Raw genomic sequence first — 26,535 nt, 5'->3', positions numbered from 1 at the left:
GTTTCTGAAGCATGAGTATTTTGCAAGTTACTCCTGAAAAGGCTATACTGGTGGATAGATAATGGTGGAAAAACAGAGATAATGATACTAGGGGACTCCTGATGACCGAAGACCAAAAAGAGGGAACGAGCGCGCCGCGCCCCGAAGTTTTGACCGTTCAGACTTCCTCTCTTGATGCAACCGTCGATACACAGGTATCGGCTGCACCTGCGGTTAGTACCGATCCTGCGCCGCGTCGGAGTATGTATCGGCCAAGTCACAAAGCAACCTTCATCGGCCTCACTGTCGTGGCGGTTATCTTGATCTTGAATGCGGTCGTTATCGCCTTTCTGATGAAAGGTCAAGCTGATGCAGTATCTGCGGCACAGCAAAACGTCACGGTAAATCTGGACGCGCTGAATAAACTTGGTGTCGATCGTAATCCAAGTGGTGGTGCAGAGACCATCCTGACGATCGGACCAAATACCAAGTTCAATGGCAAGGTTGCTGTGGCGGGTGATGTCAGTATGTCAGGGCAGCTCAACTTAAACAATACGCTGACGGCATCGGCGGCCAACCTATCGAAGATTCAGGCCGGTACGGTAGCTGCCTCACAGCTGAGCGTCAATGGTGACGGCACCATGATCTCACTCAAATTACAAAAGGAGCTCGCTGTTGCCGGCACAACCCGGATTCAGGGCCAGTTGACTGTCGACCAGTTGGTAACGGTCAACAATAACGTAAATGTGGTCGGCAGTTTGGCTATCGGTGGGGCGCTATCGGTGCGCAACTTTCAGGTCAATACGCTGACCGTTGCTGGACACTTGATAACCACCGGAGCAGCACCGTCGGTGAGTGCAGGGGCAGGGGCGGGCAGTAACGGGACAGTCTCGATTAGCGGCAATGACACCTCTGGTACTATTGCGATCAACACCGGGATAAATGCAGGCGGGGGAACGCTGGTGAATCTTAGCTTTCAAACTAAATATGCCACCACCCCTCACGTTGTAGTGAGCCCAGTTGGTCGTGCGGTCAATGGGTTTTATATCAACCGTACCTCAAACGGTTTTTCGATTAGCACGGCAGAAGCCTTGCCTCCGGGCGGGTTTGCCTTTGATTACGTCGTGACACAGTAGCCTACATGTTGACGAACAGGAGGACTTGGTCGCTTCGAACTGTCAGCATGCCGCTATAGATCTCAAATGAAAGCTGCTCGGTGCCCGTATCAATGGTGATCGTACAGGGGACAAGTATGCTAAAAAAATCGGCGTGTCCGGGCAATATATCAAAGGGACCAACGCGGTTTTTTGCACTCACGCTAAAGGCAGAGCCTTCGTAGTAAATATGAAATGGTGCTCTGGCGATGACCGCAAGTGGCGCCTGAGGAGTGGACTTGCTCATGAACCTTCCTGCTTGGCGGCCGGTTCAGTTTGAGGCGTCTGGGGTGCGGCTGTGGGAGCGTTGCTGCCTGGGGTATCTACTCCACTCGCCAAGATAGCCTCGATGCCAGAAAGGGTTTCCTCTAAGGTATAGTATTCGCCCGGGTGTCCCGAGAACTTTTCAGCTACGGCAAAGTTCTGGCTAAAAAATTGAATGAGTTTCTTTGCATTTTGATAGTCAGCGCGGTCGGCTGGACTCAGTTCGTTTTCACCGACAATCGCAATAATGTTTTTGAGACTGTCGTATTTTTGCATAATGGCTTGGACTCTTTCGGCAAGTCGGTAGTGGCGTTCACCGACGATACTCGGAGTGAGGAGTGAGCTCGTCGTCTTGAGGAGATTGACGGCAGGTCGAATACCCTGCTCGGCAATCGAGCGATCTAGCACGAGCACCGAGTCGAGCTGTTGGCTGATTGCCTGTACCGCCGGGTCCGACAGGTCATCGGCTGGCACATAGATTGCCTGCACACTGGTGATTGTACCTTGTTCTGTGGAACTGAGGCGGTCCTGGAGTCGACGTAGGTCACTAAACACCATTGGACTATAGCCACCTTCACTCGGAATAAGACCGAGGTTAGTGCTGAGCTCAGTCATCGCCTGCACATGTCGATAGATATTATCGACGAAAAACAAAATATCTTTGCCTTCTTCATCACGGAAATATTCAGCGGCTGTTGCGGCGGCCGGCCCTACCATACTACGAATGGCGGGGGTTGCGTCCATCTGACCAAAGAACATGACAGTGTTCTTGAGCACATCGGTATCCTTTAGTGTTTCGTAGAGTTCATTTCCCTCACGAATACGTTCACCGACACCGCAGTAGATAGAAAGTGATTTACTGGATTCGTCCTGGCCTTCGGCTGTTTTTTTTGTTTGCGTGACGTTATGGATCATCTCCATGGTGAGCACCGTCTTACCAACGCCAGCACCACCGATGACGCCAATCTTTCGTCCCTTGACAAAGGGCGTCAAAAAATCAATTACCTTGAGGCCGGTTTCTAGTAGTTCAAGCTTGGCGCTACTGCGGTAACTCTTTGTGCCAGTCGGAATCGATATAGGACGACGATTTTCGGCGATGGAAGCTGCTTTATCGAGTGGTTCTCCCAGAGCATTAAAGACACGCCCTAGTGTTGCTGCACCGACAGGTACCGTTACTTTGCTGTGCGTTCGGTAGAGCTTTTGGCCACAGCGTACTACTGGGTCGTTATTGAGATTGAGGCAGATGGCTTTATTACCGCGAAAGAAATTGACCTCAACAAATACTTCCGGATGAGCTTCAACCGACAACAGCTCCTTGACTTCGGGGCGTGATGAGCCGACGAGCTTGACTTCAATCGTCAGTCCGCGCAACGTAGAGATTGTTCCTACATACTCGTGAGTGATGTCGGCTACTTCCATTATCGGCGTCCCCCTTGTGCTTCGCGGCGCTTCTTTTTGATACTGACGAGTACTTCGCGTAGGCGGCGGTCACTTTCGGAGCGCTTTGCACGATGGTATTCGAGCTTGTATTCACCGAGCAACTCACTGGCACGATCCTCGGCAACGGTCATAGCGTTAAATCGGCTGGCTGCTTGCGCAAGGCCAGATTGGAGGATCGTTTGAGATAGCGCTAGACTCATCATCGTTGATTCCATCTGATCGGCAATCTCATCAAGCGAAGGCTCAAAGATTGTATCGAGATCAGTCATAATGCCTTCCTCTGCATCCTCGCTCATATCTTTCATGTGACTGATCAAGTCGATACGTCGTACCTCCTGCTGGCCAAGCGAAAGGTATTCCTCGTAATACACGGCAATCTCGTGGTAGGGACGAATCGCTTCAATAATTGGGCTGACATTGATGTAACTATCACTTTCAGGTACTTGGAAAAAGCGCACATACGGGATACCACGCTGCGTCAGTTGGTTGGCACCATGGCTGCCAAGCACGATGATATCGGTTGAGCCGCGGTCATATTCCTGTTGCATTGTTTCGATCATACGCATATCAAGATCACCCGACAGTCCGGCCTCAGCACTAATGAGGATGAGGACTTTGCGCCCATTGTCGCTATCACTGCGACTTGTAATGCGTTTTTTGGGATCAACCCGAATGGCAGTGTAGCGTTTCCAAAGGAGATTAAAGAACTGTTGACTTAGCTGCGCCTTATTTTTTACTTTTGCTACCTGTGTGCTGGCGAGGCTTTCAAACACATTTGTAAGATCTTTGAGGGTGCCAATTCCTGCCATATCCTTTTCGACGACATTAGCTCGGCGCATCAGCGTTTCTCCTTTTTAGGAGCTTTAGCAGGTTTTTTGTCAGGTGTAACGGGCGGTTCTTCGACGGCTGGAGCTGGTTGTTCGCTTACTACATGTGCGCCAAACTGTTCGAGGAGCTCCTCTTCGGTGGGAGTGTAGCTCTCCTCGCCAGGAAGCACCTTTCCTTTTACTGCTTCCTTGAGCTTAGCGATATCAATCGATCGGTCGTCTTCAGGCAGCATGATAGTCTCAAGCATCAGTTGTTGTTCGAGGAGTGAAAAGAGTTGTTCGGGCGGTTGCTGTAAGGCAGCATAAAGGTGCTTCCCACGGGTGAGATCGACCTTTGTCTCCTTACTTAGCTGACTTGAAAAGTGTGAGAACTCGTCGGCCTGATGATAGCGAGCAAGTGCTTTGAAAAGTGCGGTGGAAAGTTGCTTTTGACGCTTTGTCTGAGCCTGTCCACCGACACGGGACACTGACAACCCGGCATTGACAGCGGGTCGGATACCTTTGCGAAAATATCCTAAGTCAAAGATGATCTGTCCATCAGTAATCGACATAATGTTAGTGCTCAGGTAGGCGGTAATATCATCGTTTGGGGTCAGCACTACAGGTAATGAAGTGAGGGTCTTGCCGTTTGTCAGCAGCTTGCCGGCGCGTTCGAGCAAGCTAGAATGAGTATAAAAGATATCTCCCGGATACGAGTCGCGTCCCGGATCAACTTCTTGCAAGAGTGAAAGTTGACGGTACGCCTCTGCATGACCAGAGAGGTCGTCGTAGATAATAATGACGTCTTGCCCTCCATACCAGAGGTATTCTGCCATTGCACAGGCGGCGTAGGGTGCAAGGTAACTTTGCGTTAGAGAGTCAAAAATATTGGCGAGTACGACGATCGTATGCTCCATAGCACCGGACTCTCGCAGGTCGCGCAGGAGTCGTTCGATATCAACTTTTCGTTTGCCGACCAGCACGTATACTACGATTCGGTCGGTGCCTTGTTGGTTTGCTGTCAACTGACTCAAAAAAGTCGATTTACCAGACTTACTATCTCCCAAGATTGCGATACGCTGGCCAAGGACAATAGGAAAGAAGCTGTCTACCGCTGTGACACCACTGGCGAGCTGTTCATCAAGCATTTTGCGGTCCATAATGCCTGGTGCAAGATTGAAGATACCAGAGTGCTGCGCGGTGGTAATAGGCCCTAGATTATCGAGGGGAAGTCCCATGGGAGTGATAACGCGCCCGACTAGCTCCGGACCCACCGGCACTTCGAGCATGTCATGCTCGACAACGGCTAATGCACCCAGCATCAGCAACTCACTGTCAATGTTATAGAGGATGACGCGGTCACCGTAGGCCTCGCGGACCATACCGCGCTGACCATCATCAAACAACACCTGAGCACCAATCCTGACTCCTTCGAGTCCTTTTACTTCAACGATAAATCGGTTGATAGCAACGACTTCGCCAGTGAGATTACCTGCTTCAACGAGGGCTTGAAAAGTGGTATTGTCAAACATTGCTGATAATCTCCGGCAAACGGTGGCGATGTTCCATGATAGACCGACGAAACGACCAATCGTAGATGCGGCTGCCATAGCGAACTACCATGCCACCGAGTAGGGTGGAATTAAAATGAAACGTTACTAGCATTGATGCGTTCAGATTGGTACGACACCAGCCCACCAGTGCTTTTTTAATTTCAGCAGGTGCAGGAGCGGCGAGGGTAAGGGTAATGACCGGTGCCTCGGCAGCGATTGTCTCTAGCTCTTCAATCAACTGGTCGAGGCGTTGTGGTGATAACGGCTCATCTTTTGCCCAATCTCGAATGACAGCGCTTGCCGTAGGGGTTAGCTCGGGTTGGGTTGTGCGGTAGTCAACTTTTACTTTACTTGCCACCGCGTATTGACGGTACCAAGTTGCGTAGTCACGAACTTCCAGAATGAGACTTGCGACGTCGCTCGGCGAGCTGACTGATGTCGGTAACTTACAATTCATCGTTCACTCCCTTGATAAGCTCAGCCTTATGCTCCTCTAGGAGAGTTGTTAGGTAGGTAGCTTGGGCTCCTAGGTCGACATGTTGACCTAGTGTCTCGACAAGAAAGGTTGTCACGCTATCTGAGAGCTTTGTGTCAAGCTGCGAGGTCAAGAACTGACGCTTTTTTTCCATGTCCTGCTCGAGTCTAGCATCTAGATCAGCTTGCCGACGTTGGTATTGTTCTTGGCGGTCCGTGATTTCTTGGTCAAGACGTGATTGGTGCTCGGCAAGCGTTTCTTCGCGCTCTTTGAGGATCGCTTCGAGCTGCGTCTGGTGTTCAGTCAGCTTTGCCTCCAGTTCAGCATGCCTTGTGGCGTATTCGTTTTGACGTTCTATGAACTCTGTTTCAAGCTGGTGTTGACGCTCCATTAGCGCAGCTCGTAGCGTTTGTTCATCTTCGGCAAGTTTGCTGTCAATCTCATTTTGGCGCTCGAGTAGCTTTGCCTTTACATCCATTTGGTGCTGGTTGATTTCAGTTTCGGCTTTTCCGATAGCACCTTGAGTACGTGAACGCAGCTCGTCGAGCTCAGTTTGGTAGCGTTTTAGTTCATCGCTGACGAGTGTTGATCCTAGCTTGTTTAAGTGTTCACCGAGTGATTTCGTCGTCGAAGCCAGGTTTTCCTCGAGCTGGACAGCAGTTTTTGTGACGATTCGATGGTACGCCTCCTCGGCTTCATTGAGAATACGAGCGCGCGTGTCGGCGGGGAGAAGCATAGTGTTCACATGTTTTTTTTCTCGGCTATTTTGCGGACGAAAATGCGCCCACGCATTGCTCACAGCGAGGGCAACAACGACTCCGATGATAAAGACGTTGGCGATCAGAAATGGCTGAAGTATCGTATCCAATCCCACCCTACATCCTCGTCAGTATTATGTAAATTGCCACCACCGCAACCCCCAGGATAACAAGCACCAAGCCCGATAGCTGGATGACATCCCGCCAGACAGCTGACTGCGACATAGGGTTGCGTCCGATACTAATAATCGAACTCCGAATCATCGAGAAGATAATACTTACCACGATGATAAGTGTCACAATGAAGATGATTGCACTGATGATGATTGGTAAGGAATTAACACTTCTCCCGGCAATTGAGTTAGCGATATTTTGCAACGTCTGGGGAATAATCGTCTTGTCTGGTGATTTGGTATAAAACCCAACGCTGACAAGCATCGGGACTTGGCCGAGACGCATCGATTGTTTTTTGCCTTGCTCGTCAGTATATTCATGTTTCGTTGAATCATAAACAGGAGCGCCCTGCGCAATGCCGACAACTTTTGCATTGGTGCTGACCTTCATACCGACACCCTTTATTGGTGAGCCGGTGACTTGGTCTCCTTGATTGATATCACCGTTGATATCAGATACGATGACCGGTACAACCCCACTGGTTGCGATTTGCACTTGGGCTTTCGCACCATTACTAAGGGTGAGTAGAGAGTTATCGGCGTTGATAACGACACCAATCATTGTGTCAGAAGTCTGGGTTGTCGTTGGGATTACTTCATCAGTCGTATCTTTCTTGAGACTAACAATCGAGCCGATGGGGATTTGCTCACTCGCTGAATAGCCCTGTGAAATAGGGGTAAGCGCAAACACTTGGGGCACAGCCAGAAAAACCACTCCAAATAGGATGGCGAGCATACCAAAAACACGGAGGCGCGGTACGTTACTGGTGGTCACTGGCTACTTTTTCCCTCTCTACTCCCAAGTATACCGAAAAAGCATGAGCTTTACCACTGTTTCGTGCTACAATACCAGAGAACATGATAGGTCGTCGATCGTCAGCCCGCGGAGGCTTTACCGTACTGGAGGCACTCGTCGTTATTATTGCTGTTATCATTCTGATCGCTATTATTCTGTTGATGAATCAGTGGCGCGCGGCGTGAAAACAGCGGAACTTATACGGAAGTATCCACTCATCTCTGACCAGATTACTGCTGGTGAGTTACAGGTCATACTACGCGAGCTTGAATACTATATTTCTGGCGGCAAAACAGGTGCCGTGGTCGAGTTTGGTTGCTATCAAGGTACCACCTCATTATTTATTCGCCGTCTTCTTGATTGTTATGAGGACAAGCGAGAGTTTCATGTCTATGATTCGTTTGAGGGGTTACCACCGAAGGGGAGGTGGGATCAGAGCAGCGTCGGTGAGCACTTTGTTACTGGCGAGCTTCTAGCACACAAAAAAGAGTTTTTCGCACAATTCAAAAAAGCCGGTCTAGTGATGCCGCGCATACACAAAGGTTGGTTTCATGATCTGGACCAATCTCACATTCCGCAGACAGTTGGATTTGCTTTTTTAGACGGCGATTACTATGGGTCAATCCGCGAGTCGCTCATGCTCATCACACCTCGACTGGTTTCCGGCGCAGTGATTATCGTCGATGATTATGCAAATGAGGCACTTCCCGGTGCTGCGCGGGCAGTCGATGAGTGGCTTGTAGGACAACGGGCAGTGATGCGTGTGCAAAGCAGCCTTGCGATTATTTATCGACAATAGCAGTAATCTCTCTGCCAAATAGTTCCGAAACCTTCTTTGTATACTCGACGATATTATCCTTGAAATATTGAGGGTGGGCCTTTTGGATCTGGGCAACAATGTAGTAGCCAACTGCCATCATTGCACCGTAGCCTGCACCGTCAGGCAGGGGAATGGTGAGTCGATTTTGTGGATCTCCCCACGTTGAGTTTGTTTCACCAAAGGAAATGAATAGTTCTCGGGCTGGTGCAACTGTTGTCGCATGGATCACATACTCGCTCGTTTCGATATCTCGAGCGATATTTCTGCCAAACAACTCGATAAACTTTATTTCGAGCATCCGTTTGATGCCATGGAATTGCGGCGGAACAATTAAGTAGTATTTGTCATAGCTACCAAAATCTGGAAATTCGATTGTGGCGATACGCTCATTGATAAATCGGCGGATCACCGCAGGATCTTCATGCGTATTTCCCAGGATCATGCCCATGTAAGTTGATGTGTTGTAGGTGTAGGGTTCGCGATTTTTTGGGAAAACGTACTCGTGCTCAGCTTGGCTAAGGTCGAGGCTGGCGTGTGCGGGTGAGTTGGGGGTGTTGGTAATGAGCGTCACTGGCTTATGAGCGGCTCTTGCTGCGTCAACGATAGCAGGTGCATGTTTGCTACCAGATGCTGATAGTACAACAACACTATCAATCTCGGGCATTGTTCTAAGCGCCTCAAGGTAATTGCTTTCACTAGCAAATACTGCCTGGCTCTTGTCAAAGATAATGCGGCCAGTTGCTTCAGCATTACCTGATCCAACGACCAATGGGTGGTGATAGTGCGATAGGTTAAGAGTAGGGAGTGGTTGTTGTTCAAATAATTCAAGTGCACCCATTACGACGGTATCGAGATCTGGTAAATGATCGATATCGAAACTGTCAAGAAGAGAGATCGTGGAACCAAGAGGCGGTGATACACCTGGTGAATCAATAGAGGGCGAGGGGAGGGGTTGCGTGTCCATAAGGCTTTCCTGACGTTAACGTATATAGCTCTAGTATAGCAAATGACAAAAGGGGGTCTAATAGACTTGACATGTCAAGGTACCTTGTATAACATAGAACTATATAAAACATAATAGTCACACAGACTACAGGTATAAAATGAAATCTGCCGAAGAATATGCCGAGTCACTCGCAACCCAATTGCGCAAAGGTTTTCTTGCCTACTGTGTGCTGGTAGTTTGTTCGCATCGACCCAAGTATACGAGCGATATTATCAAAGAACTTCAGGCGGCTGAGCTTGTCGTAGTAGAAGGAACAATTTATCCGCTTCTCAACCGACTTCAGCGAGATGGATTGCTAGTTCACGAGTGGCAAGAAAGCGAACAGGGGCCACCGCGAAAATATTACAGAGTGAGCAACTACGGACGCGATGTCACTTGCGTCATGCAAACGGATATTGAGCTGCTCCACACAACATTAAAGAAATTATAAGGAACGATATGAAAGAAATTACTCGTATTTCCCTCGCCTCATTTCCCTACAACGTTGAGGTGGAGGCAAAAAAAGACCTTGAGGTGTATCTCGGCGCCATCAAAAAATCTCTTGGTGCTGATGCTGATGCAATGCGTGAGATTGAGGCTCGCATCGTAGAGCTGCTGACTGATCGTGATATCAGTGGCGAGAAGGTCATTGGCACTAAAGACATTGACGCAGTCAAGGCGCAGCTTGGCGACCCAAACGATTTCACTGATAGTGAGAATACTCCTGACATCGCACCCATGGCTCCCGTATCAAGTGAGAAGCGGCTGATGCGCGACCCATCAAATGCAATGGTAGCAGGGGTTTGCGCTGGCCTCGCAGCCTATTTTGGTGTTGACGTCGTCTGGATCCGACTGGCATTCATCCTGGCGACTGTCATGAGTGCTGGCATGATGATTCTTGCCTACATCGCTGCTTGGGTGGTGATTCCTATTTCGCGGACGGCAGCCAATCGCCTTCAGATGGCGGGTAGGCCAGTCACCCTCGCATCGATTCAAGATGAGAGTGACAATAGGTTGCCTCGAAGTGAGATGGCCAGTTCCCTGCTCACTGCTCTGCGTATTATATCGGGTATTGCTGCTGTGGCCGTAGGCGTGATAGCAGCAATGAGTGTCGTCATGGTTATTTGGCATGTTCTCATCGATACAGATGCTCGTCTCGATGGAATCTATTGGCTATATGGTGGATTAATCGCTGCGGCTGGACTACTGTTTGTCTTCTTCTGTTGGGTGATTGCCTATATGCTTTTGACCGCAAAACACAATAAACGACTGATCGGTACGCTTGTAACAGTAGTAACACTTGGGCTCCTTTGTTTTGGTGTTGGAGCGGGCATGGGCTACGTGACCTATCGACAAGAGAGAGGTCTATACGACCAAAGGACTGTCATACCAACTACCGATATGAAGGCACTCTCTGGCAAGAAGCAGTTAAAGATTGAAGCTGACGGACCAGTTGTCTTGTACCACGTCTCGTTAGGCGTACCCAAAGCTGTTATTACCTATAGTCCGGGACTCTACAAAAATATTCCAACCGTAACACTTGATGGTGACACAATACGCGTGAGCGCAGCAACAACATCCTGTGTTAAGACGCCCCTCTTTTGCTCAGCGGTGTCTCTGGCTACGGTGGATATCTATGGTCCGCCGGTCGACACATTGACGGTTGTAAGGGGAAATGTTTACATACCAGCGACGAACGCTCTTGTGGTGAATGTCATAGAAGGAGATGTCGTCATGTCGAGTGAGACACAAGTAGATACAATCACGCTCATGATCGGAAGGGGTGCAAGAGTAGATGCTACTGCAGCAAGCATCGGGTCGCTAAAAGCATCTCTGTCTGAGTCATCATCTCTTGAGTTTGGCATTGTTCGGTCGCTTGACATAACCGCACCTGATGTTTGCTCAAGCGTTGGTGCAAAAACCAAGGTAAGCGGCGTATCGGCGAAGGAAACCTCTATAAATACAAAGCCGCTCGGTAGTGTGGCGACACCATGCCTCGAAGTGATGATCACGAATAATCAGCCATCATAGCAAAAAGCACCTCACTGTGGAATAATAGTTATAACATAGGCATTAGTGCGGAAGGATGGTATGACAAAAACGACCGAACGTTTATGGACTGTTGCCAAACATCCCGTTACCCAAGGTGCTGTCGAGTTGGGCACACCACTTCTCAAGACGACCATCCTTGACCACCGCTTTCGCACTCATGATTCTGTTATTCCGGGCAGGTGGACACGGTTAGCACTTGAGGTAATGGGGGCACCATTTACCGATACGTCGCGTTGGGCCATGCTTCACCTCGACCATCACTCCTGTACTGATGCTGATTTGCGTCCTGCGATAGAATTACATGATCTTATCGAGTGGTTGCAGGGTCATCCCGAGGAATTTGCTCGTCATCCACTTCCCGAGACTGTGTATGGTATTGATCCGGGTGTGCCAGAGATGGCGCTCGATGACGCAGTAGCTGTCGGTGCGCTTGCTCGACAACTAGTTGAGGGGAAGTATCTGCCGCAGCAGCACTATACCACTGAGGAAGTTGAACGCATCTTAAGGGGACGACAGCCACGCTACCTCTATGAGGAGCCATCGGGCAATAAGGCGGCTGTGAAAGCAGTGGGTTCCGAGCCGTCGCTGTATGATATTCGGTTTATGTTACGCGACCCGCACTCGCCTGTACTGCATCCTGATGGGGTGCGCGGTGTATTGTTTCACAACCTTCAGCTCTACGACGACGCGGTGACATTTTATAACCGTAATGAGGAGCTTGTACCCGAATTTTTGAGACGGACTCCTACTGAGGAGTTTATCGAAAAACACAAAAAAGCAATTCGTCTCGGCGCGACCGCCCTCTCTGCTGCCACTCGTGTGGCACTCGATCGACCGAAATCGCCCGAGGAGGCAGCCAAGTCAGCTCTTTTAGGTGCGGGCATTTTTGCGACAGCCAGTGGCATCCTCATTGCCGGCAGCGCCATAGTCAATGCGGGTGGGCATGCCGGAGATATGAACATAGGTCTCAAGCAGTTGGGATACAATTTTCTCGACGGTACGGTTGCTATGAAACCTGACGGTACCTACTCTATGAAACTCAAGGGCTCATGGGCAGTAAAACAATTTGCATCAGCGGTTTCGCTTGGGACACTTGATGAAGTCAATGGACAGGAGATCCACCACATTAATCCATGGCGGGTTGCCTATACCGACAAGACTGGCTTTGAGGGTTTTCGCGAAGCACCCTTCGGTACAGTTGTTGACCAGATGGCAAGACGAGGCATTCTCTTTACATTGGGTCCAGGATACCCTGATCGTGAGCGCCGCCCCGATATGCCTTCAGAAGCGCTTGAGTACCTGACGGTACTGAGACAGCGCGAGTACGCACGGTCACATTCACCCTAGTTTTGTAACCTGTTCTACCTATCAGCACTAAAATATATTGGTTAAGCAATTCACTGCTTGCAGCTTACTTGGACGACTTTTGTATTCATAATTTGTGTCCATGAGTTATTAATGCTAAGATAAATATCGAATAGTACAATATAACCTATGGAAGGTGTTCAAATGAGTTTAATAAAAAGATCAGCCATATCATTCGTGGGTTTCGCATTTATAGTGTCAACTCTATTCCAAATAGTTTTACCTAACGGACAGGCTTCTGCTGCCACACAGTGTATATATGGAGTGTATGGCTATGGTTATATCCGCTCGGGGCAATGTGTAAAAAATCTCCAATATATGGCAAATGCAATTACTAAAAACTGGGGAGGAGGTTGGGCTTGTAGTGGATACAACAATGGAGTACCTCAGCAAATGTCCATTAATTTTATCTCAAATGACGGTAGCTTTGGGCCCATTACGAAAAAGAAGATTGAGGATATTCAGCGATCAGTTGGTTGTGCCAAGAAGGTTGACGGAATAGTAGGAAGAGAAACGTGGAGTATCATGTGTTTCTATGCTTCAAGCAAGGTTAACGACACATCAAGTATATACCATTCTGGCTATATTGCAGCCTTAGCTAGCGGCTGTAAACCATCTGACTCATACTATGGTCCTTGGCCGTATAGTACGTATTAAAGCTATTCCTATTCCCTGTCAGTATGTGCCAGCATTTCCTTCAAACTTCATTTCGCCTATACAAGACGTTGGTATGTGAAGGGTAACTCTTATCAAAGAGAGTGTTAAGGTCTTTCTAAGCTTTTCATTACTATAATGACAGAGTAATAAAAAAGGAGAAGCCTCATGAAAAAGAGCACGATAACTCTCTCAAACGACGAAGCAATCATACTGCAACAAATCAGCGAAAATGGCGAAGATGACGTAATGGGGTTGGCGCAGTCCCTTCGCATGAGTCGTCAACGGGTCGCGCTTCTCCTGTCTCATCTCAAACGAAAAGGACTCATTACTATCCAGAACTCCTATGGTAGCTGGTGGGTAAAGACAAGCGTGAGAGGAACTCGACTCGTTCATTATCTATGGCCGGAGATGCAGTCTATGGTACGGGCGGTATAATAGAGTCTATGAAGATTCTTGTCGTCGACGACGAAATGCGTATCGCCAGAGCCATCAAGCAGGGGCTTGAACAAGATGGTTACGCGGTTGACCTCGCCTTTGACGGCGAGGATGGCTACAATGCCGCCCGCGCCGATGACTACGACGTTATCATCCTCGATGTCATGATGCCTGAAATGAATGGTTATGAAGTGACGCAAAAGTTACGAAGCGACGGCTGTAAAACACCAATTATTATGCTCACCGCTAAGGACCAAGGCAGGGATATCGTCAAGGGTCTCGATAGTGGTGCCGATGATTATCTTGCCAAGCCGTTTTCGTTTGATGTTCTCACCGCTCGCATCCGGGCCCTGCTACGCCGTCCACAGGAGGCAATTGCCAATATTCTCGAGGTAGATGATCTCCTTCTCGATAGCGTTAATCGTACGGTGTCTCGGACAAAACAACCACTTAGTCTGTCGGCAAAAGAGTTCGCAATTCTCGAGTACCTGATGAGAAACAAAAACCGAATTGTCAGTAAACAATCAATCATGACACATGTGTGGGACTTTGATTCCACCATACTCCCCAACAATGTAGAAGTATTTATCAACTACTTACGCGCGAAGATTGATCGACCATTTCTCCCATCACCCGCTCTCATCCATACGGTAAGGGGCTTTGGATACATCATTAAGGACCCGAGATGAAGCACTTAAAAAAAGATGTAGTGCGCCTTGCTGCGACCTATCTGACCATCATTATGGTGATGAGTGTCGGCTTTAGTATTGTTTTTTATACGACGTCACTTCATGAGTTTGATCGTCGTCCGCGCTCAGCGGCTCCTCTGCCCGAAAGAGATGGAGATATAGAAGCGTTTTTTGACGAGCGAACTGCAAGTGCTCGTCAATCACTCAGTGCGCAACTACTGAGCATCAATGTGATAACGTTCATTATCGGCGGGCTGCTGAGTTACTTGCTTGCCGAACGTTCTCTCAGGCCGATTGAAGACAATATGGAGGCGCAGCTACGCTTTGTCAGCGATGCCAGCCATGAGCTTCGTACACCGCTGACAGCGCTAGCAACAGCAAATGAAGTTGCTCTCAGAAATCCCAAACTTACGCTCAAGGAAGCAAAAAAAGTGATAGCTGAAAATATCGAGGACGTGGTGCGACTTCAGCACCTTACAAACTCAATGCTTGGCTTACTGAAGGAAGAAGATGCTGATCAATACAGACATCACGTTGAGCTTGTTCGGGCGGTAGACGATGCTGTAACGACTGTTGTTAACCAAGCGCTTGAGAAAGGTATCGCTATTATTAATGAGATACCGCAAGTAATAGTTCGGGGCAATCACCAAGCATTGGTGCAATTACTGACTATCTTTCTTGATAATGCCATAAAGTACAGCCCCAACGCCTCAACTGTGTGGCTCACCAGCACGCAGCGTGGTAGAAATCTTACAATCACGGTACGGGATGAGGGGATGGGCATGAGCGCCGAGACACAGCGCCACCTGTTTACACGATTTTATCGGGCTGATGAGTCTCGAAGTCAAACAACTGGATATGGGTTGGGGTTATCAATTGCAAAGAAATTAGTTCAAGCTCATGGTGGCAAGCTATCGGTGACAAGTGAGGTAGGCAAGGGATCTGCCTTTCATGTCACCCTGGCACTTCTCAAGGCATAGCTATACGATTGACATATTGTTTCTAGTTTTTACTAGTTATGCCAAGCAAGAAGTGCTTTCTCGTCTTCGCTCCATGATGCTTGAGAATACAGCAGTTCCGATAAAGATAAGTCCGATTGAGCCTGTCAACCATTCGGGGGGTTCGATATGATAAAGTTTGACGAACATTATGATACCAAGTGCCAGAATAGCCCAGTGTGCCCCATGTTCGAGGTATTGGTACTTGCCGAGAGCTTTAGCACGCACTAAGTAGATTGTGAGAGAACGCACCCACAGAGCTCCCGCGCCTAATCCAGCCATGATCAAGAGCACATCATTTGTAATAGCAAAAGCACCGATAACTCCGTCCAGCGAAAATGAAGCATCGAGAACATTGAGGTATACGAACGAAGCAAAGGCCGCCATACCCACTAGCTTGGTCGTGCCTGATTGTTTATGTGAGAAATAGCGTCCAAAAAGATCAAGGGCGATATGTAACATCGTGCCGACAATAGACGCAACCAGAACCGTTGTTTGGTAGCGCTGGTCTACCGTGTAATAGAGACCAAGAGCCGTACTGAGCATGATGAGAACCTTGAATGTCTCGTACTGCCCAAAGCGCGATAGCCACTGTTCGATTCGGCCCAGCCAGTGCACATCTTTTTTTCGGTCAAGGAAATAATTTACTCCAATCATCATCAGAAATGTTCCACCGAAAGCGTTGATCATTGGGGCTGCTTGGTGAAGCGTATGAGCGTATTCTTCGGGATGATTGATCGCTAAGTCGTAGACGCTCATAAAGCTGAGTCCTGCCGAGAGCATCACAATGATGATAGGAAGGACAAATCGCACGATAAATACGGCAAAAAAGATACCAACCGTCAAAAAAAGTTGTTGCCAATAGGGCGACATCCGCTCAAGTATTTTGCTGTTAATGACAGCGTTATCGAAGCTGAAGGTAACCTCGAGGATGACGAGAATAGCAAAAAGCCACAGTGCTTCAGACCCAAGGCGCGCTCCGACGAACCATGCCAATGCAAGTGAGGCGATAGCCGAAAAAGCGAATATTCTTAAAGGGTGTGATCGATGCATAGGGTAGTCCTAGTATAGCAAACCAACTAGTTGCGCGATATACTAAAAAAGATGAAGCAAGCAGCAAGACAACATCCAAAGAAGCGTACGATAGTCCAGTATATCAAGCAGCATGACATCCAATTTCGTTTTTCATCATGGTTTGTTATCTTACTCTCCCTTTTTGTAGCAGCAGCAGTACTTTTTGCTAAGGTAGCACGTGAGGTTCAGGAGAAAGAGACGCTGGTGTGGGACCGGCAGGTGCTGACGAGTATTCATAGCGGCGCGAACCACTTCTTAGACGTCGGCATGCCGATATTGACCGACATTGGTGCGCCACTCATTGTCTGTGTCCTGGCTCTCGTAACTGCAGGATTATTTGTCTACAAAAATGAGTATAGGCGGGCATGCATCATATTGTTTAATGTCAGTGGTGCGCTGGTACTCGATATTGTATTCAAGAGCATCTTCATGCGTGACCGGCCTGACCTCTGGATGCAGCTTGTCCATGAAACAGGCCATTCGTTTCCGAGTGCTCATGCAACAGTTGCCGTCGCACTCTCACTTGCAGTCTGCGTAGCACTGTGGGACTCGCGGTGGCGATGGTGGGCAGTTAGTGTGATGGGCATCTATAGCCTTTTTGTGAGTTACTCACGGCTATATCTCGGTGTTCATTATCCTACCGATATCATCGCTGGGTGGCTCGTGGCGCTTGGCTGGGTAACACTACTAAGTCTTTTGTTCTATTCGTCGGTCGGCCGTGCGTTCTCGCGACGGCTTGAGCAATACCAGAAACCCTTGATTCGTAAGTAATACTTGTATAACATATAATACATGTCATATCACAAACGTATCCATCTTGCAGGCGTAGTTACCGTTGGTCCCAAAGGACAGGTCGTTATTCCTTCTGATGTTCGAGAGAGCATGGCAATTGTGCCGGGCGATAAGTTGATCGCGCTCTACCTCGAAGAAAAGAAGTCGGTTGCATTTGTCACCGAGCAGCAAGCACAACAATATGTCATTGAGATGGGTGAACAGTTCACAGAATTCAAAGCAAAACGAGGAGTCAAAAAGTAGTCAGTATGTCGATGCAGCATTTCACAACCCGGGATAAAATAATCGTCATGATCGCTGTTATGAGCTCACTGTTGCTTGTAGCACTTGATCAGACGATCGTTGCAACAGCACTTGGTGCAATTGTTAAAGAGTTTGATAGTTTCTCGAGCCTTGGGTTTGTAGTTACCGCCTATATGTTGACGACCACTATGACCGTGCCGATCGCTGGTAAGTTATCTGATATGTACGGGCGTCGTATTATGCTTTTGATAGGCGCCTCAGTGTTTACGGTGGGCTCGCTGCTTGCTGGCTTCTCTCCCTCTATGGGATGGTTGATTGCCTGGCGTGCCTTGCAGGGAATTGGTGGTGGCATCATCACCGCCAATGCCTTTACCATTATCGGAGACTTGTTTAAGCCGCGAGAAAGAGGCAAGTGGCAGGGTATGATCGGTGCAGTCTTTGGTATGAGTAGTGTAATTGGGCCGCTTCTTGGTGGTTGGCTGACTGACGGTCAGCACATCTTCGGCGCAGTAACGGACTGGCGTTGGACTTTTTGGATAAACGTACCAGTAGGTATCGTTGCGCTCTATATGATTGCCACTCACCTGCCGACGATTCGCTCTGGCAGTAGGCATCGTCCCGATTATCTTGGCGCAGCTTTCATATCGGTCGCCCTAGCATCAATCGTTCTAGCGGTCGATAACACAGAGATGGTATTTGCAAATATTATCAATGACATACTAACTGTAGGGGTCGTAAAAACGGTACTCTGGTTAACCGCTGTCGTCTTCGCAGCTCTATTTATTGCCACTGAGCGGCGAGCAAAAGAACCAATATTACCGCTGCGATTTTTCAAGAATCGTACCTACGCCCTGATGAGCAGCGTCATTCTACTATTTGGAGCGGCGTTCCTTGGAGCCATACTATATTTGACCCAGTTTAATCAACAGGTTTTTGCTGCCACTCCATCGCAATCAGGACTTATGCTGCTCCCTATGGTGGGGGGTCTAATGGTGGCGTCAATCGCTATCGGCCAAATAGTTTCACGTACTGGTCGTTACAAAGCTTTCATTGTAGCTGGTTTTGTTATCGCAACGCTTAGTATTCTATCGCTTGTAACGCTTCAGCCCGACAGTCCCTATTGGCACGAGGCAGTGAGTATGGTGTTTATTGGGATTGGTATGGGTATGGCCATGCCGATATTAAATCTTGCTGTCCAAAATGAATTTGAACAAAAAGATTTAGGTGCCGCGACCTCGAGTGTCCAGTTGTTTCGTGGGCTCGGCTCGACAGTCGGTACGGCGTTTATGAGCGGCATTTTGACGGCCGGTATCATATCAGCAGTAGGTCATCCGGATGACCTGGCCTATATACAGACACTCAAAAAATCGCCTGCCGCATCAACGTTTTTGCAGGACGACATCACCGCTGATACACTCCTCCAGCTCAATACACAGAAGCAAACAATTCGTGATGGCGCAGAACAGGGATTCCAAAAAATTCCGATGCCCGAGGTTCGTGCAAAAGCTTCACAGCAATTTATTGAACAACAAGATGATTTCAGTCGAACCATTATCGATGCATTTACCTCATCTCTCCACCGAATCTTTATGGTTAGCGCTGCACTTATGGCACTTGGTCTCATCCTCGTTTCCTTTGTCCGTGAGCGCCAGCTACGTGGCGATGTAAAAGCTACACCAGCAGACTAAAGAGGTGGGTGGTTTTTTGAAAACGGCCATGCTTGCCTCCGAGCAGGCAGGTTGTTACGATGGTCAAGCACCTCAAAAAAGCACCTGAAACAAATAACAGTAATTGTAAAGGTCGAATGTGCTTTCGTTAAACGAGGTGACGAGATTTGTACGGTAGAGTACAAGGAGTAAAAAACACATGCCAATAGCAATCGAATTTGCACCCAGTCGGGGCAAAAAGATCGCGGTGGATGTGGTGCCTGCCAAGTGGCAGCTGTATATCGCACAATAAATAGCGTGTACGCTAACAAATAAAAAACACCCCAAGGCACCGGGGTGTTTTTTTGTTTTTGTACAGTTAATTACGGGAGTGAGACACCATTTTGCTGGAGAACGGGGTTGAGTACGAGCGTCTCAAAGGCGGTTTCATCGCTCCAAACCGGAGGTGTCGTGGTGTCATTATCAGAAGGGATCAGCTTACCATCTTTGACATCCTGATTGCCAACTTCTTTTCCATTGAGATAAAACGAGGGGGTGCCAGTAATCCCCGCTTTTTTGCCAAGTGCTGTATCGAAGTCGATCTTCTTCTTGATCGAAGCATCGTCAAGACGCGATGTAAGATCACTGCCTTTGAGGCCGATCTGATCAGCAAGGGATGCGAAATAATTAGTACGATCTACCCCCGAAAGCTGACTCCAAGCGTCTTGGTTTGCATAGAGCTTTTCGTGCATTTCCCAATATTTTCCCTGGAGTCCTGCCGCCTCGGCAGTGGCTGACGCAGCAAAGGCATTAGGGTGTTTTTCGTACAGGGGGAAGTTCCGGAATACAAATCCAATCTTGTCTTTATATTTATCAACGACTTTTTTTATGACAGGTGCAGCTGACCCGCAGCCCGGACACTGGTAGTCGCCATACTCAATCAGCACCACTTTGCTATTCATATTTCCATAGGTATGGTCGGCGATTTGACCATTTTTGTTTGATGCAATTTGGACTACCGTCGGATCGATATCAGTGACATCGATACGGTCGCCTCGTGATACCCAGATAAGTCCCCCCAAGATTGCTATGCACAGAACAGAAAATATGATCCAGCTTTTTGTCGTCATAATCAGAAAAACTCCTTATGCTCTTATCTTTCTTAGTATAGCGCTGAGTCTCGTAGCGAAGCAAGCCTCAGTACGATACAATACTAATTATGCAGACGTTTTTTATCATCATATTGTTGATTGTAACCGCCTTCCTCATTTTAGTAGCGGCGGCATTACCTCGGCGCAGCATGCTTTCTTCATATGAACTTCAGCGGCGAAAAGCTGCAGGCAATACAAGTGCCGGCGAGGAGCTCCACAGAGAGGTATTACTTGAGGACGTAGTAGCGCTCAAGCGAGTAATGGAGGCGGTTACACTTGTTCTTGTCGTTGTTATCGGGACAATGGCATTCGACCTGTTATTCGGTGTGCTATTTGGCACATTCATTGCACTAAGCTACGGACGCATTAGTCGTATCGATCAGGTACACGATATCGCGAATCGTCTCTATGAGCAGCTTGAACCGCGATTCTTACGCTTCGTAGAGCATAATCCAAATGTCGGACGCATGATACGATCGGTCACTGATGATACCCCACCAGGTGTTCCAAGCTCGCGTGAGGAAATAGAGCATCTGGTGACTTCGTCAGTAGGTATACTGAGCGAAGATGAAAAGAAATTGATTGTGACAAGTCTCCACTTTGAAGACAAAAAGGTGGAGGAAGTGATGACGCCGCGCGGAGTGATTGAGAGCATAAAGGGGAGTGAAATCATTGGACCGCTCGTGCTGAGCGAACTTCACAAGACCGGACATAGTCGGTTCCCTGTTACCGATGTGGATATCGATCATGTCATCGGCGTTCTCCATATACAAGATCTACTAACACTCCATAGCAAGGACTCAAAGAAGGCCTCGCAGCTTATGGATAACCACGTATTTTATATCAACCAGGATCAGACTCTCAAGCATGCTCTCGCTGCGTTTATAAAAACACGTAGACATCTTTTCATCGTCGTGAATGGCTACCGCGAAACTGCTGGTATACTGACGCTCGAAGATGTGATTGAAGCATTGATCGGTCGCAAAATTGTCGACGAATTTGATCGGCATGATGACTTGCGGGTGGTCGCCGAACGTAGCGCGGGTTCAAACAATAACCCACCTCACGCCACGAACGTGTAGTGGACGAAATACGCTAACAGTGGTAGAATACCAAGGATATGCAACGAACACTCGTCCAAGAAGCCCCGCACTGTATTGGTAAAACTCTCTCAGTCTCCGGTTGGGTACATGCCCGTCGCGACCACGGTGGACTAATTTTTGTCGACGTTCGTGATCATAGCGGCATCTTACAATTAGTCATCAATCCTGAGAATACAGATGCTTTTGCTGTCGCCGAGGAGTTACGAGATGAGTTTGTCATCAAAGCCCAAGGTGAGTTGAAAGAACGCACGGCTGAACTAAAGAACGAAAAAATCCCGACTGGCGAGGTTGAGTTATACGTCGCGACACTTACTATATTGAATCGTTCTCAAGCCTTACCCATTCAGCCATTCGCTGAAGCCCAGGCTGGCGAAGACTTACGACTTAAATACCGTTACCTTGACCTACGTCGTCCGAAAATGCAGGAGAACCTAAAAAAACGCGCTCGCTACTACAAAGTCATTCGTGACTACATGGAAGCACGTGATTTTACTGAAGTTACCACGCCAATTCTTGCCAACAGCAGCCCCGAAGGCGCGCGCGACTTTTTGGTACCAAGTCGTGTGCACGAAGGCAAGTTCTATGCTTTGCCTCAGGCGCCACAGCAGTTCAAGCAGCTACTGATGGTTGGCGGTGTACCGCGCTACTATCAAATCGCTACGTGTTTCCGCGATGAAGACCCGCGGGCCGACAGGCTGTATGGCGACTTTTACCAGCTTGATCTTGAGATGAGTTTTGTCGAAGACGGCGAAGAAGTGCGCAGTACCGTCGAGCCACTCATCAAAACGCTTGTCACAGACTTCGCCGGATTGTCACTCAAGTTCGGTGATGATGTGCCGCGTATTCCGTATGCGGAAGCCATGGAAACCTATGGTAGTGACAAGCCAGACCTGCGTTTCGACATGAAATTAGTCGAGTTGACTGACGTATTTGTCAACACCGAATTTGGTGTGTTCCGTAGTGCCGAGTGTGTCAAAGCGATTTGTGTCAAAAACGGCGCGAGCCTTAGTCGCTCGCAGATCGATAGCTTCACGGAAACTGCCAAGGGCGAGGGCGCTGGCGGCCTAGCATACGTTCGCTTTGGGAGTGATGGGACCGCAGAAGGTGCCGTGTGTCGCAAATATGGCAAAGCAATTACTGCATTTTCGCCAATTGTGAAGCACATGAACCAGGATGAGCTTAACGCAATCGTCGAGAAAATGGACGTTGAAGACGGCGATGCAATTTTCTTCGGCGCCGACAAACGAAGCGTGGTGAATACCGTGCTCGGTAAACTGCGCAGTGAATTTGCGGCCCATTTCAACCTGAAAGACCCGAGCATCGTAGCACTTGCCTGGATAGTTGATTTTCCGTTCTACGAACTCGATGCCAAAACGGGCAAAATGGACTTTGGCCACAATCCATTTAGTATGCCAAAGGGCGGCATGGACGCACTCGAACACACCGAAAACAAGCTCGACATTGTGGCCGACCAGTACGACATGGTGATGAACGGCTACGAGATTTGTAGCGGTGGCGTGCGTAACCACAACCCAGACGTGCTGTACAAAGTTTTCGGCCTGCTTGATTTCTCACCCGAATATGTGGAAGAAAAGTTTGGCGCGATGTTAAACGCATTCAAATTTGGTGCACCGCCACACGCTGGCTGTGCCTTCGGCCTTGATCGTATCTTCATGGTATTGATTGGTGAAGATAATATCCGTGAAGTTGTCGCATTTCCAAAGAATGGGAGTGGCGTCGATGTCATGATGAATAGCCCCTCGGCCGTTGACTCAGTGCAGCTCAAAGAACTCGGTTTGTAGCTCGTGACAAAACCAGATAATCTTGGCCGTGCAGACGAATAGGGTAAGAAGGGGCATATTGGCATTGATCGTATTGACAGCGATCTACGGTATCACGGCAGTAATGGCACGTTTCTTTAGTGACAGCATTGGACTATTTGAACAGTGGTATATCCGGTTTAGTATTGCGCTTGTGTTGATGGTAGTTGTTTTTCATCGAAAGATTCGCTTTGCATATTTATTTCAAGTTAGTCGACGCGAGCATATTCTTGTGGCAGTACGCGGGTTACTCGGTTTTGTTGTTGCGGCAGGATTGTATGCACTTTCCACTCAGTATGCGTCGATTGCATCAGTAGCGGTAATGCAAGTCATTCCAACCACGGCGCTATTCGGGTGGTTAATACTACGCGAAACGATGACAACGCGTAAGTTCAGTCTTATCTTTCTTGCATTTGTCGGCGCACTATTGGTCGCATCACGATCAGGAGTGAGTCTCTCATTTGGGTATGGCGAACTGCTTTCGCTCGCGTCTGGAGCATTATTTTCTTTGACATTCGTTTTCCGTAAATTGCAGACGGGCGAGCTAAATAACCATGAACTTGCATTTGCCACGACAGCCTATGGCGTAATGGGTAATTATATTATGGCGGTTTTGATAACTCATAGTGTCCTACCAAGCAACTCCATTTCACCGATGCTATGGGTATTGCTTCTGGGGGCAGGGGTATTGAGTGTTGGGATGAGCCTACTTAGTAATTACGGATTTGAGCATGTCAAGGCGACGACTGCAAGTATTATCCTCGATATGGAGTTGGTTTTTGGGCTTATATTCGGCTATTTATTTTACCGGGAGTGGCTTACGCCGCAGCAGTTTGTGGGCACGATAATCATTCTCATCGCTACCATTACTATGACATATCTTGAGTCACGTAAGACCGTAGTTTGTCCCTCACCTGAATAAACTGCTGACTATTATTATCTGGCGAAGACACCGAAACGTTTGCGGAGGTTACAAGTATATTTTGTTGAAAGTTCACAACGCTACGACAATGAGTATTGGTTAGTAAAAACTGAAAATAGCTGGGACGACCCATGCATTAGGTAGTATATTGTTCTAAGTAGATTGCTGGGTACGGGCGGCATTGAGTATTGCGATATCGCGTGTTTTCATCATGGCAAGGCCGCTGGCGCTGCCATCTTCGTCGACAGTATTACCACTCTGTATCCAGGCTATGGCCTCGTCGATTGAGCTGGCCCAGCGTAGGTTCATGCCTTCACTCGCTTCTTTTTCGGTGAGCTGCGTGCCCACAAAGTCGACCACCCGTGCCGTAAAGCAATACGACACTTGGTGCATACCGCAAAAATACCGGTTTTCGTCTACCGTGCCGAGCGGCCGAATGTCAGTTATCGTATAACCGGTTTCTTCTAGTACTTCGCGCTCAAGTGCAGCGATGATCTCTTCGCCTTCATCAATTCCACCGCCCGGTAGTTTATACGATCCGGTTTTGGTGAAGTGCATCACGGCCACTTGGCCTTTGTCATTCGTGAGAACAGCGCGAGCGGCGAGCCGCGTAAAGTGAATCGGCCCATCGTTTGTTTCGGCAAGTCCCATTTCGTGCTGGTCTTGCGAAAGGATAATAGGAAAACTAAATTCGTTCATATATTGTTCCGGATTTTTCGGCAGCCTGCTTCATCCAGTTGTCGGCGAATTGTTTACCAGCTTCGCTCAGCACGGCATCATGTGTGGGGAAGGCGCGTTTCGGTCGAACTTGTGTAAGATAATCCATGGCTTCTGCAGTTTTCATCCATGGTGCTGCTATGGGAACGGCAAGTGTTTCTATTGGCATACCAGCCGACGCAAATGAGTCACCAGGGTAGTACACTTCACCGTCATTTATCAGCACGCCGACGTTGCGACACATAGGTGTGTCAGGGTGAATGAGCGCATGCTGGCCGCCAGTGAAAGTGAGTTTGAAATTACCTACTTGTTTTGTTTCCCCTGGCGCAACAACTATCACGTTAAGGTTGAGTTCGCGTAGCCGATTGGCCGCATCGTCAGGAGCAAATACCGGTACATTTGGCATCTGGGTAAGGTGATCAGCACTCCAGTGGTCACCATGAATATGCGTGACAACCACGGCGACAGGGTTTTTAGGAACAGTAAAGTTGCTAGATAGCTCACCCGGGTCGACAACCACCGATTGACCATCTTTGATTGCGACAAAACAGGCATGGGCGTATTTCGTAATTTCCATACAGCTATTATATAATGCAGAGCATGGTAGCACGAAAAACATCGAAAAAACGTTCATCAAACACAACACATGCATGGTTCCGCCCGCTGCGCGGCAGCTATATTCCGGTGCACTGGAAGGGCTGGCTGATGTACGTACCCTATGTGGCGTATCTGTATCTCACCTACATGCTGCTGGTGCCAAACCGCTCACTTCTCGACACGATCTTGTTTTTGGTACCGTATTGGGTAGCTGGAATCATCATTATGCACTGGGTAGCAAAACAAAAGAGCTAAATGGATGTAGGGTTATTTCGAGAGCTAGTGTGGGCAAAAGGCCGTGAGCTATATCGAGATATGCCTTGGCGTGATGAGCCCACATTTTACCACGTGCTTGTAAGTGAATTAATGTTGCAACAGACCCAGGTGTCGAGGGTACTCGGTAAGTACAATGAGTTCATGGATAGGTTTCCGACCATCGCCGATCTCGCGTCTGCCCCGCTTGCTGATGTACTGCGAGTCTGGCAAGGTCTTGGCTATAATCGTCGTGCAAAATATCTTCACGAGGCATCGCGGGTAGTGATGCATCATGGTCAGCCCGCTTCGATGAAAGAACTGCTTGCCTTGCCAGGTGTCGGTGCCGGTACTGCTGGGGCAATTATGAACTACGTTTATCAAATACCTACCGCCTACATTGAGACAAATATTCGCACTGTCTATTTCAATCACTTCTTTTTCGATCAGCAGTACGTATCTGATACGGAGCTCACCGCGATGGTTGAGCAGACAATGGACGGGGAACACCCACGTGAGTGGTTTTGGGCGCTCATGGACTATGGCGCCGAACTAAAACAGCAACGCTCGGCGCGGCTTGACAAGAGTATTCACTACAAAAAACAAAACGCCCTAGCGGGCAGCGTCCGGCAGGTACGCGGGCAAATAATTCATCAGCTTACAAAAGACAGCCAATCAAAAGAGAGCCTTGCCATAATACTCCATGCCGATAAACGATTTCAAATCGCGCTCGATGGCCTACTAAAAGACGGGCTGATCCAATACGATTCTGCTGGTAATATTGAATTGACCAAATAACTGCGCTCATAGATAATAAAA

29 protein-coding genes are annotated in these 26,535 nt (G+C 48.4%); 17 read left to right on the top strand and 12 right to left on the bottom strand.

Translation table 11 applies throughout. The annotated features are described in order from the left end of the window. Nucleotides 1-101: 101 nt before the first annotated feature. Complete coding sequence (locus tag L336_RS02180; protein WP_015641578.1) at nucleotides 102-1,115, top strand: hypothetical protein; 1,014 nt, start codon at nucleotides 102-104, stop codon at nucleotides 1,113-1,115. A 1-nt stretch (nucleotide 1,116) separates the two neighbouring features. Here the strand turns inward: L336_RS02180 and L336_RS02175 are convergent, their stop codons facing one another. The 7 genes from L336_RS02175 to L336_RS02145 are packed head-to-tail and all read right to left on the bottom strand — an operon-like array spanning nucleotide 1,117 to nucleotide 7,377. Then, a complete protein-coding gene (locus L336_RS02175) occupies nucleotides 1,117-1,380 on the bottom strand; it encodes an ATP synthase epsilon chain (RefSeq protein ID WP_015641577.1) in 264 nt (87 codons plus the stop codon). Beyond that, the gene (locus tag L336_RS02170; RefSeq protein ID WP_015641576.1) at nucleotides 1,377-2,816 is read right to left on the bottom strand and encodes an ATP synthase beta subunit C-terminal domain-containing protein; all 1,440 of its coding nucleotides are present in this window, start codon (nucleotides 2,814-2,816) and stop codon (nucleotides 1,377-1,379) included. Before L336_RS02170 ends, L336_RS02175 begins: the two co-directional genes overlap by 4 nt. Next, nucleotides 2,816-3,676 (bottom strand): F0F1 ATP synthase subunit gamma, encoded by an 861-nt coding sequence (locus L336_RS02165; RefSeq protein WP_015641575.1) that lies wholly within the window; start codon nucleotides 3,674-3,676, stop codon nucleotides 2,816-2,818. The genes L336_RS02170 and L336_RS02165 overlap by 1 nt, the downstream gene beginning before the upstream one ends. Further along, a complete protein-coding gene (locus L336_RS02160; protein ID WP_237738790.1) occupies nucleotides 3,676-5,175 on the bottom strand; it encodes a sodium-transporting two-sector ATPase in 1,500 nt (499 codons plus the stop codon). The genes L336_RS02165 and L336_RS02160 overlap by 1 nt, the downstream gene beginning before the upstream one ends. After that, a complete protein-coding gene (locus L336_RS02155) occupies nucleotides 5,168-5,653 on the bottom strand; it encodes a F0F1 ATP synthase subunit delta (RefSeq protein WP_015641573.1) in 486 nt (161 codons plus the stop codon). The genes L336_RS02160 and L336_RS02155 overlap by 8 nt, the downstream gene beginning before the upstream one ends. After that, the gene (locus L336_RS02150) at nucleotides 5,643-6,539 is read right to left on the bottom strand and encodes a hypothetical protein (protein WP_128817274.1); all 897 of its coding nucleotides are present in this window, start codon (nucleotides 6,537-6,539) and stop codon (nucleotides 5,643-5,645) included. Before L336_RS02150 ends, L336_RS02155 begins: the two co-directional genes overlap by 11 nt. 7 nt (nucleotides 6,540-6,546) lie before the next feature. Further along, nucleotides 6,547-7,377 carry a membrane protein of unknown function gene (locus L336_RS02145; protein ID WP_015641571.1) on the bottom strand — a complete coding sequence of 277 codons (831 nt, stop codon included), beginning with the start codon at nucleotides 7,375-7,377 and terminating at the stop codon, nucleotides 6,547-6,549. A gap of 43 nt (nucleotides 7,378-7,420) precedes the next feature. On the opposite strand from L336_RS02145, the gene L336_RS05580 reads away from it, so the two are divergent. Then, complete coding sequence (locus L336_RS05580) at nucleotides 7,421-8,197, top strand: TylF/MycF/NovP-related O-methyltransferase (RefSeq protein ID WP_015641570.1); 777 nt, start codon at nucleotides 7,421-7,423, stop codon at nucleotides 8,195-8,197. On the opposite strand, the gene L336_RS02135 is transcribed toward L336_RS05580, so the two are convergent. After that, nucleotides 8,181-9,182 carry a MurR/RpiR family transcriptional regulator gene (locus tag L336_RS02135; protein WP_015641569.1) on the bottom strand — a complete coding sequence of 334 codons (1,002 nt, stop codon included), beginning with the start codon at nucleotides 9,180-9,182 and terminating at the stop codon, nucleotides 8,181-8,183. The two genes, L336_RS05580 and L336_RS02135, sit on opposite strands and share 17 nt — an antisense overlap. A 139-nt stretch (nucleotides 9,183-9,321) precedes the next feature. Here L336_RS02135 and L336_RS02130 point away from each other — a divergent pair, with 139 nt between their 5' ends. From L336_RS02130 to L336_RS02100, 7 genes are all read left to right on the top strand, one after another. Then, nucleotides 9,322-9,654, top strand: coding sequence for a PadR family transcriptional regulator (locus tag L336_RS02130; RefSeq protein WP_015641568.1), 333 nt, complete (start codon nucleotides 9,322-9,324; stop codon nucleotides 9,652-9,654). An 8-nt stretch (nucleotides 9,655-9,662) separates the two neighbouring features. Then, nucleotides 9,663-11,234 carry a PspC domain-containing protein gene (locus tag L336_RS02125; RefSeq protein WP_015641567.1) on the top strand — a complete coding sequence of 524 codons (1,572 nt, stop codon included), beginning with the start codon at nucleotides 9,663-9,665 and terminating at the stop codon, nucleotides 11,232-11,234. A gap of 60 nt (nucleotides 11,235-11,294) precedes the next feature. Beyond that, nucleotides 11,295-12,602 carry a hypothetical protein gene (locus L336_RS02120; protein WP_041191212.1) on the top strand — a complete coding sequence of 436 codons (1,308 nt, stop codon included), beginning with the start codon at nucleotides 11,295-11,297 and terminating at the stop codon, nucleotides 12,600-12,602. A 336-nt stretch (nucleotides 12,603-12,938) separates the two neighbouring features. After that, nucleotides 12,939-13,277: a peptidoglycan-binding domain-containing protein gene (locus L336_RS05900; protein ID WP_160142757.1), complete on the top strand. Its 339-nt coding sequence runs from the start codon at nucleotides 12,939-12,941 to the stop codon at nucleotides 13,275-13,277. Between the two features lie 165 nt (nucleotides 13,278-13,442). Continuing rightward, the gene (locus L336_RS02110) at nucleotides 13,443-13,712 is read left to right on the top strand and encodes a MarR family transcriptional regulator (RefSeq protein WP_015641563.1); all 270 of its coding nucleotides are present in this window, start codon (nucleotides 13,443-13,445) and stop codon (nucleotides 13,710-13,712) included. Between the two features lie 8 nt (nucleotides 13,713-13,720). Next, on the top strand, nucleotides 13,721-14,401 hold the full coding sequence (locus tag L336_RS02105; protein WP_041191210.1) for a response regulator transcription factor: 681 nt from the start codon (nucleotides 13,721-13,723) through the stop codon (nucleotides 14,399-14,401). Continuing rightward, the gene (locus L336_RS02100) at nucleotides 14,398-15,381 is read left to right on the top strand and encodes a sensor histidine kinase (protein WP_015641561.1); all 984 of its coding nucleotides are present in this window, start codon (nucleotides 14,398-14,400) and stop codon (nucleotides 15,379-15,381) included. Before L336_RS02105 ends, L336_RS02100 begins: the two co-directional genes overlap by 4 nt. Before the next feature lie 36 nt (nucleotides 15,382-15,417). On the opposite strand, the gene L336_RS02095 is transcribed toward L336_RS02100, so the two are convergent. Next, the gene (locus tag L336_RS02095; protein WP_015641560.1) at nucleotides 15,418-16,452 is read right to left on the bottom strand and encodes a DUF475 domain-containing protein; all 1,035 of its coding nucleotides are present in this window, start codon (nucleotides 16,450-16,452) and stop codon (nucleotides 15,418-15,420) included. A 51-nt stretch (nucleotides 16,453-16,503) separates the two neighbouring features. Between L336_RS02095 and L336_RS02090 the strand changes: the two genes are divergently transcribed. From L336_RS02090 to L336_RS02080, 3 genes are read left to right on the top strand one after another with little or no spacing between them, the layout of a single operon-like run. Next, nucleotides 16,504-17,244 (top strand): phosphatase PAP2 family protein, encoded by a 741-nt coding sequence (locus L336_RS02090; RefSeq protein WP_015641559.1) that lies wholly within the window; start codon nucleotides 16,504-16,506, stop codon nucleotides 17,242-17,244. A 21-nt stretch (nucleotides 17,245-17,265) separates the two neighbouring features. Beyond that, complete coding sequence (locus L336_RS02085; RefSeq protein WP_015641558.1) at nucleotides 17,266-17,508, top strand: AbrB/MazE/SpoVT family DNA-binding domain-containing protein; 243 nt, start codon at nucleotides 17,266-17,268, stop codon at nucleotides 17,506-17,508. Nucleotides 17,509-17,513: 5 nt separating this feature from the next. After that, complete coding sequence (locus tag L336_RS02080; protein WP_015641557.1) at nucleotides 17,514-19,196, top strand: MDR family MFS transporter; 1,683 nt, start codon at nucleotides 17,514-17,516, stop codon at nucleotides 19,194-19,196. A 341-nt stretch (nucleotides 19,197-19,537) separates the two neighbouring features. Here the strand turns inward: L336_RS02080 and L336_RS05575 are convergent, their stop codons facing one another. After that, nucleotides 19,538-20,284 carry a DsbA family protein gene (locus L336_RS05575; RefSeq protein ID WP_015641556.1) on the bottom strand — a complete coding sequence of 249 codons (747 nt, stop codon included), beginning with the start codon at nucleotides 20,282-20,284 and terminating at the stop codon, nucleotides 19,538-19,540. An 89-nt stretch (nucleotides 20,285-20,373) separates the two neighbouring features. Here L336_RS05575 and L336_RS05570 point away from each other — a divergent pair, with 89 nt between their 5' ends. From L336_RS05570 to L336_RS02060, 3 genes are read left to right on the top strand one after another with little or no spacing between them, the layout of a single operon-like run. Beyond that, entirely contained in the window at nucleotides 20,374-21,387 is a 1,014-nt protein-coding gene (locus tag L336_RS05570; RefSeq protein ID WP_015641555.1) for a CBS domain-containing protein, read from the top strand. A gap of 38 nt (nucleotides 21,388-21,425) precedes the next feature. Then, on the top strand, nucleotides 21,426-23,210 hold the full coding sequence (gene aspS, locus L336_RS02065; protein ID WP_015641554.1) for an aspartate--tRNA ligase: 1,785 nt from the start codon (nucleotides 21,426-21,428) through the stop codon (nucleotides 23,208-23,210). 28 nt (nucleotides 23,211-23,238) lie between these two features. Beyond that, entirely contained in the window at nucleotides 23,239-24,150 is a 912-nt protein-coding gene (locus tag L336_RS02060; protein ID WP_015641553.1) for a DMT family transporter, read from the top strand. Between the two features lie 153 nt (nucleotides 24,151-24,303). Here L336_RS02060 and L336_RS05565 read toward each other — a convergent pair whose 3' ends face one another. Beyond that, entirely contained in the window at nucleotides 24,304-24,849 is a 546-nt protein-coding gene (locus L336_RS05565; protein ID WP_015641552.1) for an NUDIX hydrolase, read from the bottom strand. Next, nucleotides 24,836-25,444: an MBL fold metallo-hydrolase gene (locus tag L336_RS02050; protein ID WP_015641551.1), complete on the bottom strand. Its 609-nt coding sequence runs from the start codon at nucleotides 25,442-25,444 to the stop codon at nucleotides 24,836-24,838. The genes L336_RS05565 and L336_RS02050 overlap by 14 nt, the downstream gene beginning before the upstream one ends. A gap of 23 nt (nucleotides 25,445-25,467) precedes the next feature. Between L336_RS02050 and L336_RS02045 the strand changes: the two genes are divergently transcribed. Next, entirely contained in the window at nucleotides 25,468-25,719 is a 252-nt protein-coding gene (locus L336_RS02045; protein WP_041191208.1) for a hypothetical protein, read from the top strand. Beyond that, complete coding sequence (locus L336_RS02040; protein ID WP_015641549.1) at nucleotides 25,720-26,514, top strand: HhH-GPD family protein; 795 nt, start codon at nucleotides 25,720-25,722, stop codon at nucleotides 26,512-26,514. It abuts the gene before it with no gap. Nucleotides 26,515-26,535 lie beyond the last annotated feature (21 nt).

The sequence above is a fragment of the Candidatus Saccharimonas aalborgensis genome, assembly GCF_000392435.1.
Lineage (GTDB): Bacteria > Patescibacteriota > Saccharimonadia > Saccharimonadales > Saccharimonadaceae > Saccharimonas > Saccharimonas aalborgensis.
This window is presented reverse-complemented; position numbering and strand designations above follow the sequence as displayed.

What these genes read in the sequence shown, in the direction of transcription:
- L336_RS02180 (WP_015641578.1), top strand. Translation starts at nt 102, where the DNA reads ATGACCGAAGACCAAAAAGAGGGAACGAGCGCGCCGCGCCCCGAAGTT.
- L336_RS05565 (WP_015641552.1), bottom strand. Translation starts at nt 24,849, where the DNA reads ATGAACGAATTTAGTTTTCCTATTATCCTTTCGCAAGACCAGCACGAA.
- L336_RS02170 (WP_015641576.1), bottom strand. Translation starts at nt 2,816, where the DNA reads ATGGAAGTAGCCGACATCACTCACGAGTATGTAGGAACAATCTCTACG.
- L336_RS02105 (WP_041191210.1), top strand. Translation starts at nt 13,721, where the DNA reads ATGAAGATTCTTGTCGTCGACGACGAAATGCGTATCGCCAGAGCCATC.
- L336_RS05900 (WP_160142757.1), top strand. Translation starts at nt 12,939, where the DNA reads ATGGCAAATGCAATTACTAAAAACTGGGGAGGAGGTTGGGCTTGTAGT.
- L336_RS02155 (WP_015641573.1), bottom strand. Translation starts at nt 5,653, where the DNA reads ATGAATTGTAAGTTACCGACATCAGTCAGCTCGCCGAGCGACGTCGCA.
- L336_RS02110 (WP_015641563.1), top strand. Translation starts at nt 13,443, where the DNA reads ATGAAAAAGAGCACGATAACTCTCTCAAACGACGAAGCAATCATACTG.
- L336_RS02120 (WP_041191212.1), top strand. Translation starts at nt 11,295, where the DNA reads ATGACAAAAACGACCGAACGTTTATGGACTGTTGCCAAACATCCCGTT.
- L336_RS02045 (WP_041191208.1), top strand. Translation starts at nt 25,468, where the DNA reads ATGGTAGCACGAAAAACATCGAAAAAACGTTCATCAAACACAACACAT.
- L336_RS02160 (WP_237738790.1), bottom strand. Translation starts at nt 5,175, where the DNA reads ATGTTTGACAATACCACTTTTCAAGCCCTCGTTGAAGCAGGTAATCTC.
- L336_RS02040 (WP_015641549.1), top strand. Translation starts at nt 25,720, where the DNA reads ATGGATGTAGGGTTATTTCGAGAGCTAGTGTGGGCAAAAGGCCGTGAG.
- L336_RS02050 (WP_015641551.1), bottom strand. Translation starts at nt 25,444, where the DNA reads ATGGAAATTACGAAATACGCCCATGCCTGTTTTGTCGCAATCAAAGAT.
- L336_RS02175 (WP_015641577.1), bottom strand. Translation starts at nt 1,380, where the DNA reads ATGAGCAAGTCCACTCCTCAGGCGCCACTTGCGGTCATCGCCAGAGCA.
- L336_RS02165 (WP_015641575.1), bottom strand. Translation starts at nt 3,676, where the DNA reads ATGCGCCGAGCTAATGTCGTCGAAAAGGATATGGCAGGAATTGGCACC.
- L336_RS02125 (WP_015641567.1), top strand. Translation starts at nt 9,663, where the DNA reads ATGAAAGAAATTACTCGTATTTCCCTCGCCTCATTTCCCTACAACGTT.
- L336_RS02135 (WP_015641569.1), bottom strand. Translation starts at nt 9,182, where the DNA reads ATGGACACGCAACCCCTCCCCTCGCCCTCTATTGATTCACCAGGTGTA.
- L336_RS05570 (WP_015641555.1), top strand. Translation starts at nt 20,374, where the DNA reads ATGCAGACGTTTTTTATCATCATATTGTTGATTGTAACCGCCTTCCTC.
- L336_RS02085 (WP_015641558.1), top strand. Translation starts at nt 17,266, where the DNA reads ATGTCATATCACAAACGTATCCATCTTGCAGGCGTAGTTACCGTTGGT.
- L336_RS02080 (WP_015641557.1), top strand. Translation starts at nt 17,514, where the DNA reads ATGTCGATGCAGCATTTCACAACCCGGGATAAAATAATCGTCATGATC.
- L336_RS02130 (WP_015641568.1), top strand. Translation starts at nt 9,322, where the DNA reads ATGAAATCTGCCGAAGAATATGCCGAGTCACTCGCAACCCAATTGCGC.
- L336_RS05575 (WP_015641556.1), bottom strand. Translation starts at nt 20,284, where the DNA reads ATGACGACAAAAAGCTGGATCATATTTTCTGTTCTGTGCATAGCAATC.
- L336_RS02095 (WP_015641560.1), bottom strand. Translation starts at nt 16,452, where the DNA reads ATGCATCGATCACACCCTTTAAGAATATTCGCTTTTTCGGCTATCGCC.
- aspS (WP_015641554.1), top strand. Translation starts at nt 21,426, where the DNA reads ATGCAACGAACACTCGTCCAAGAAGCCCCGCACTGTATTGGTAAAACT.
- L336_RS02090 (WP_015641559.1), top strand. Translation starts at nt 16,504, where the DNA reads ATGAAGCAAGCAGCAAGACAACATCCAAAGAAGCGTACGATAGTCCAG.
- L336_RS02100 (WP_015641561.1), top strand. Translation starts at nt 14,398, where the DNA reads ATGAAGCACTTAAAAAAAGATGTAGTGCGCCTTGCTGCGACCTATCTG.
- L336_RS05580 (WP_015641570.1), top strand. Translation starts at nt 7,421, where the DNA reads ATGAGCTTTACCACTGTTTCGTGCTACAATACCAGAGAACATGATAGG.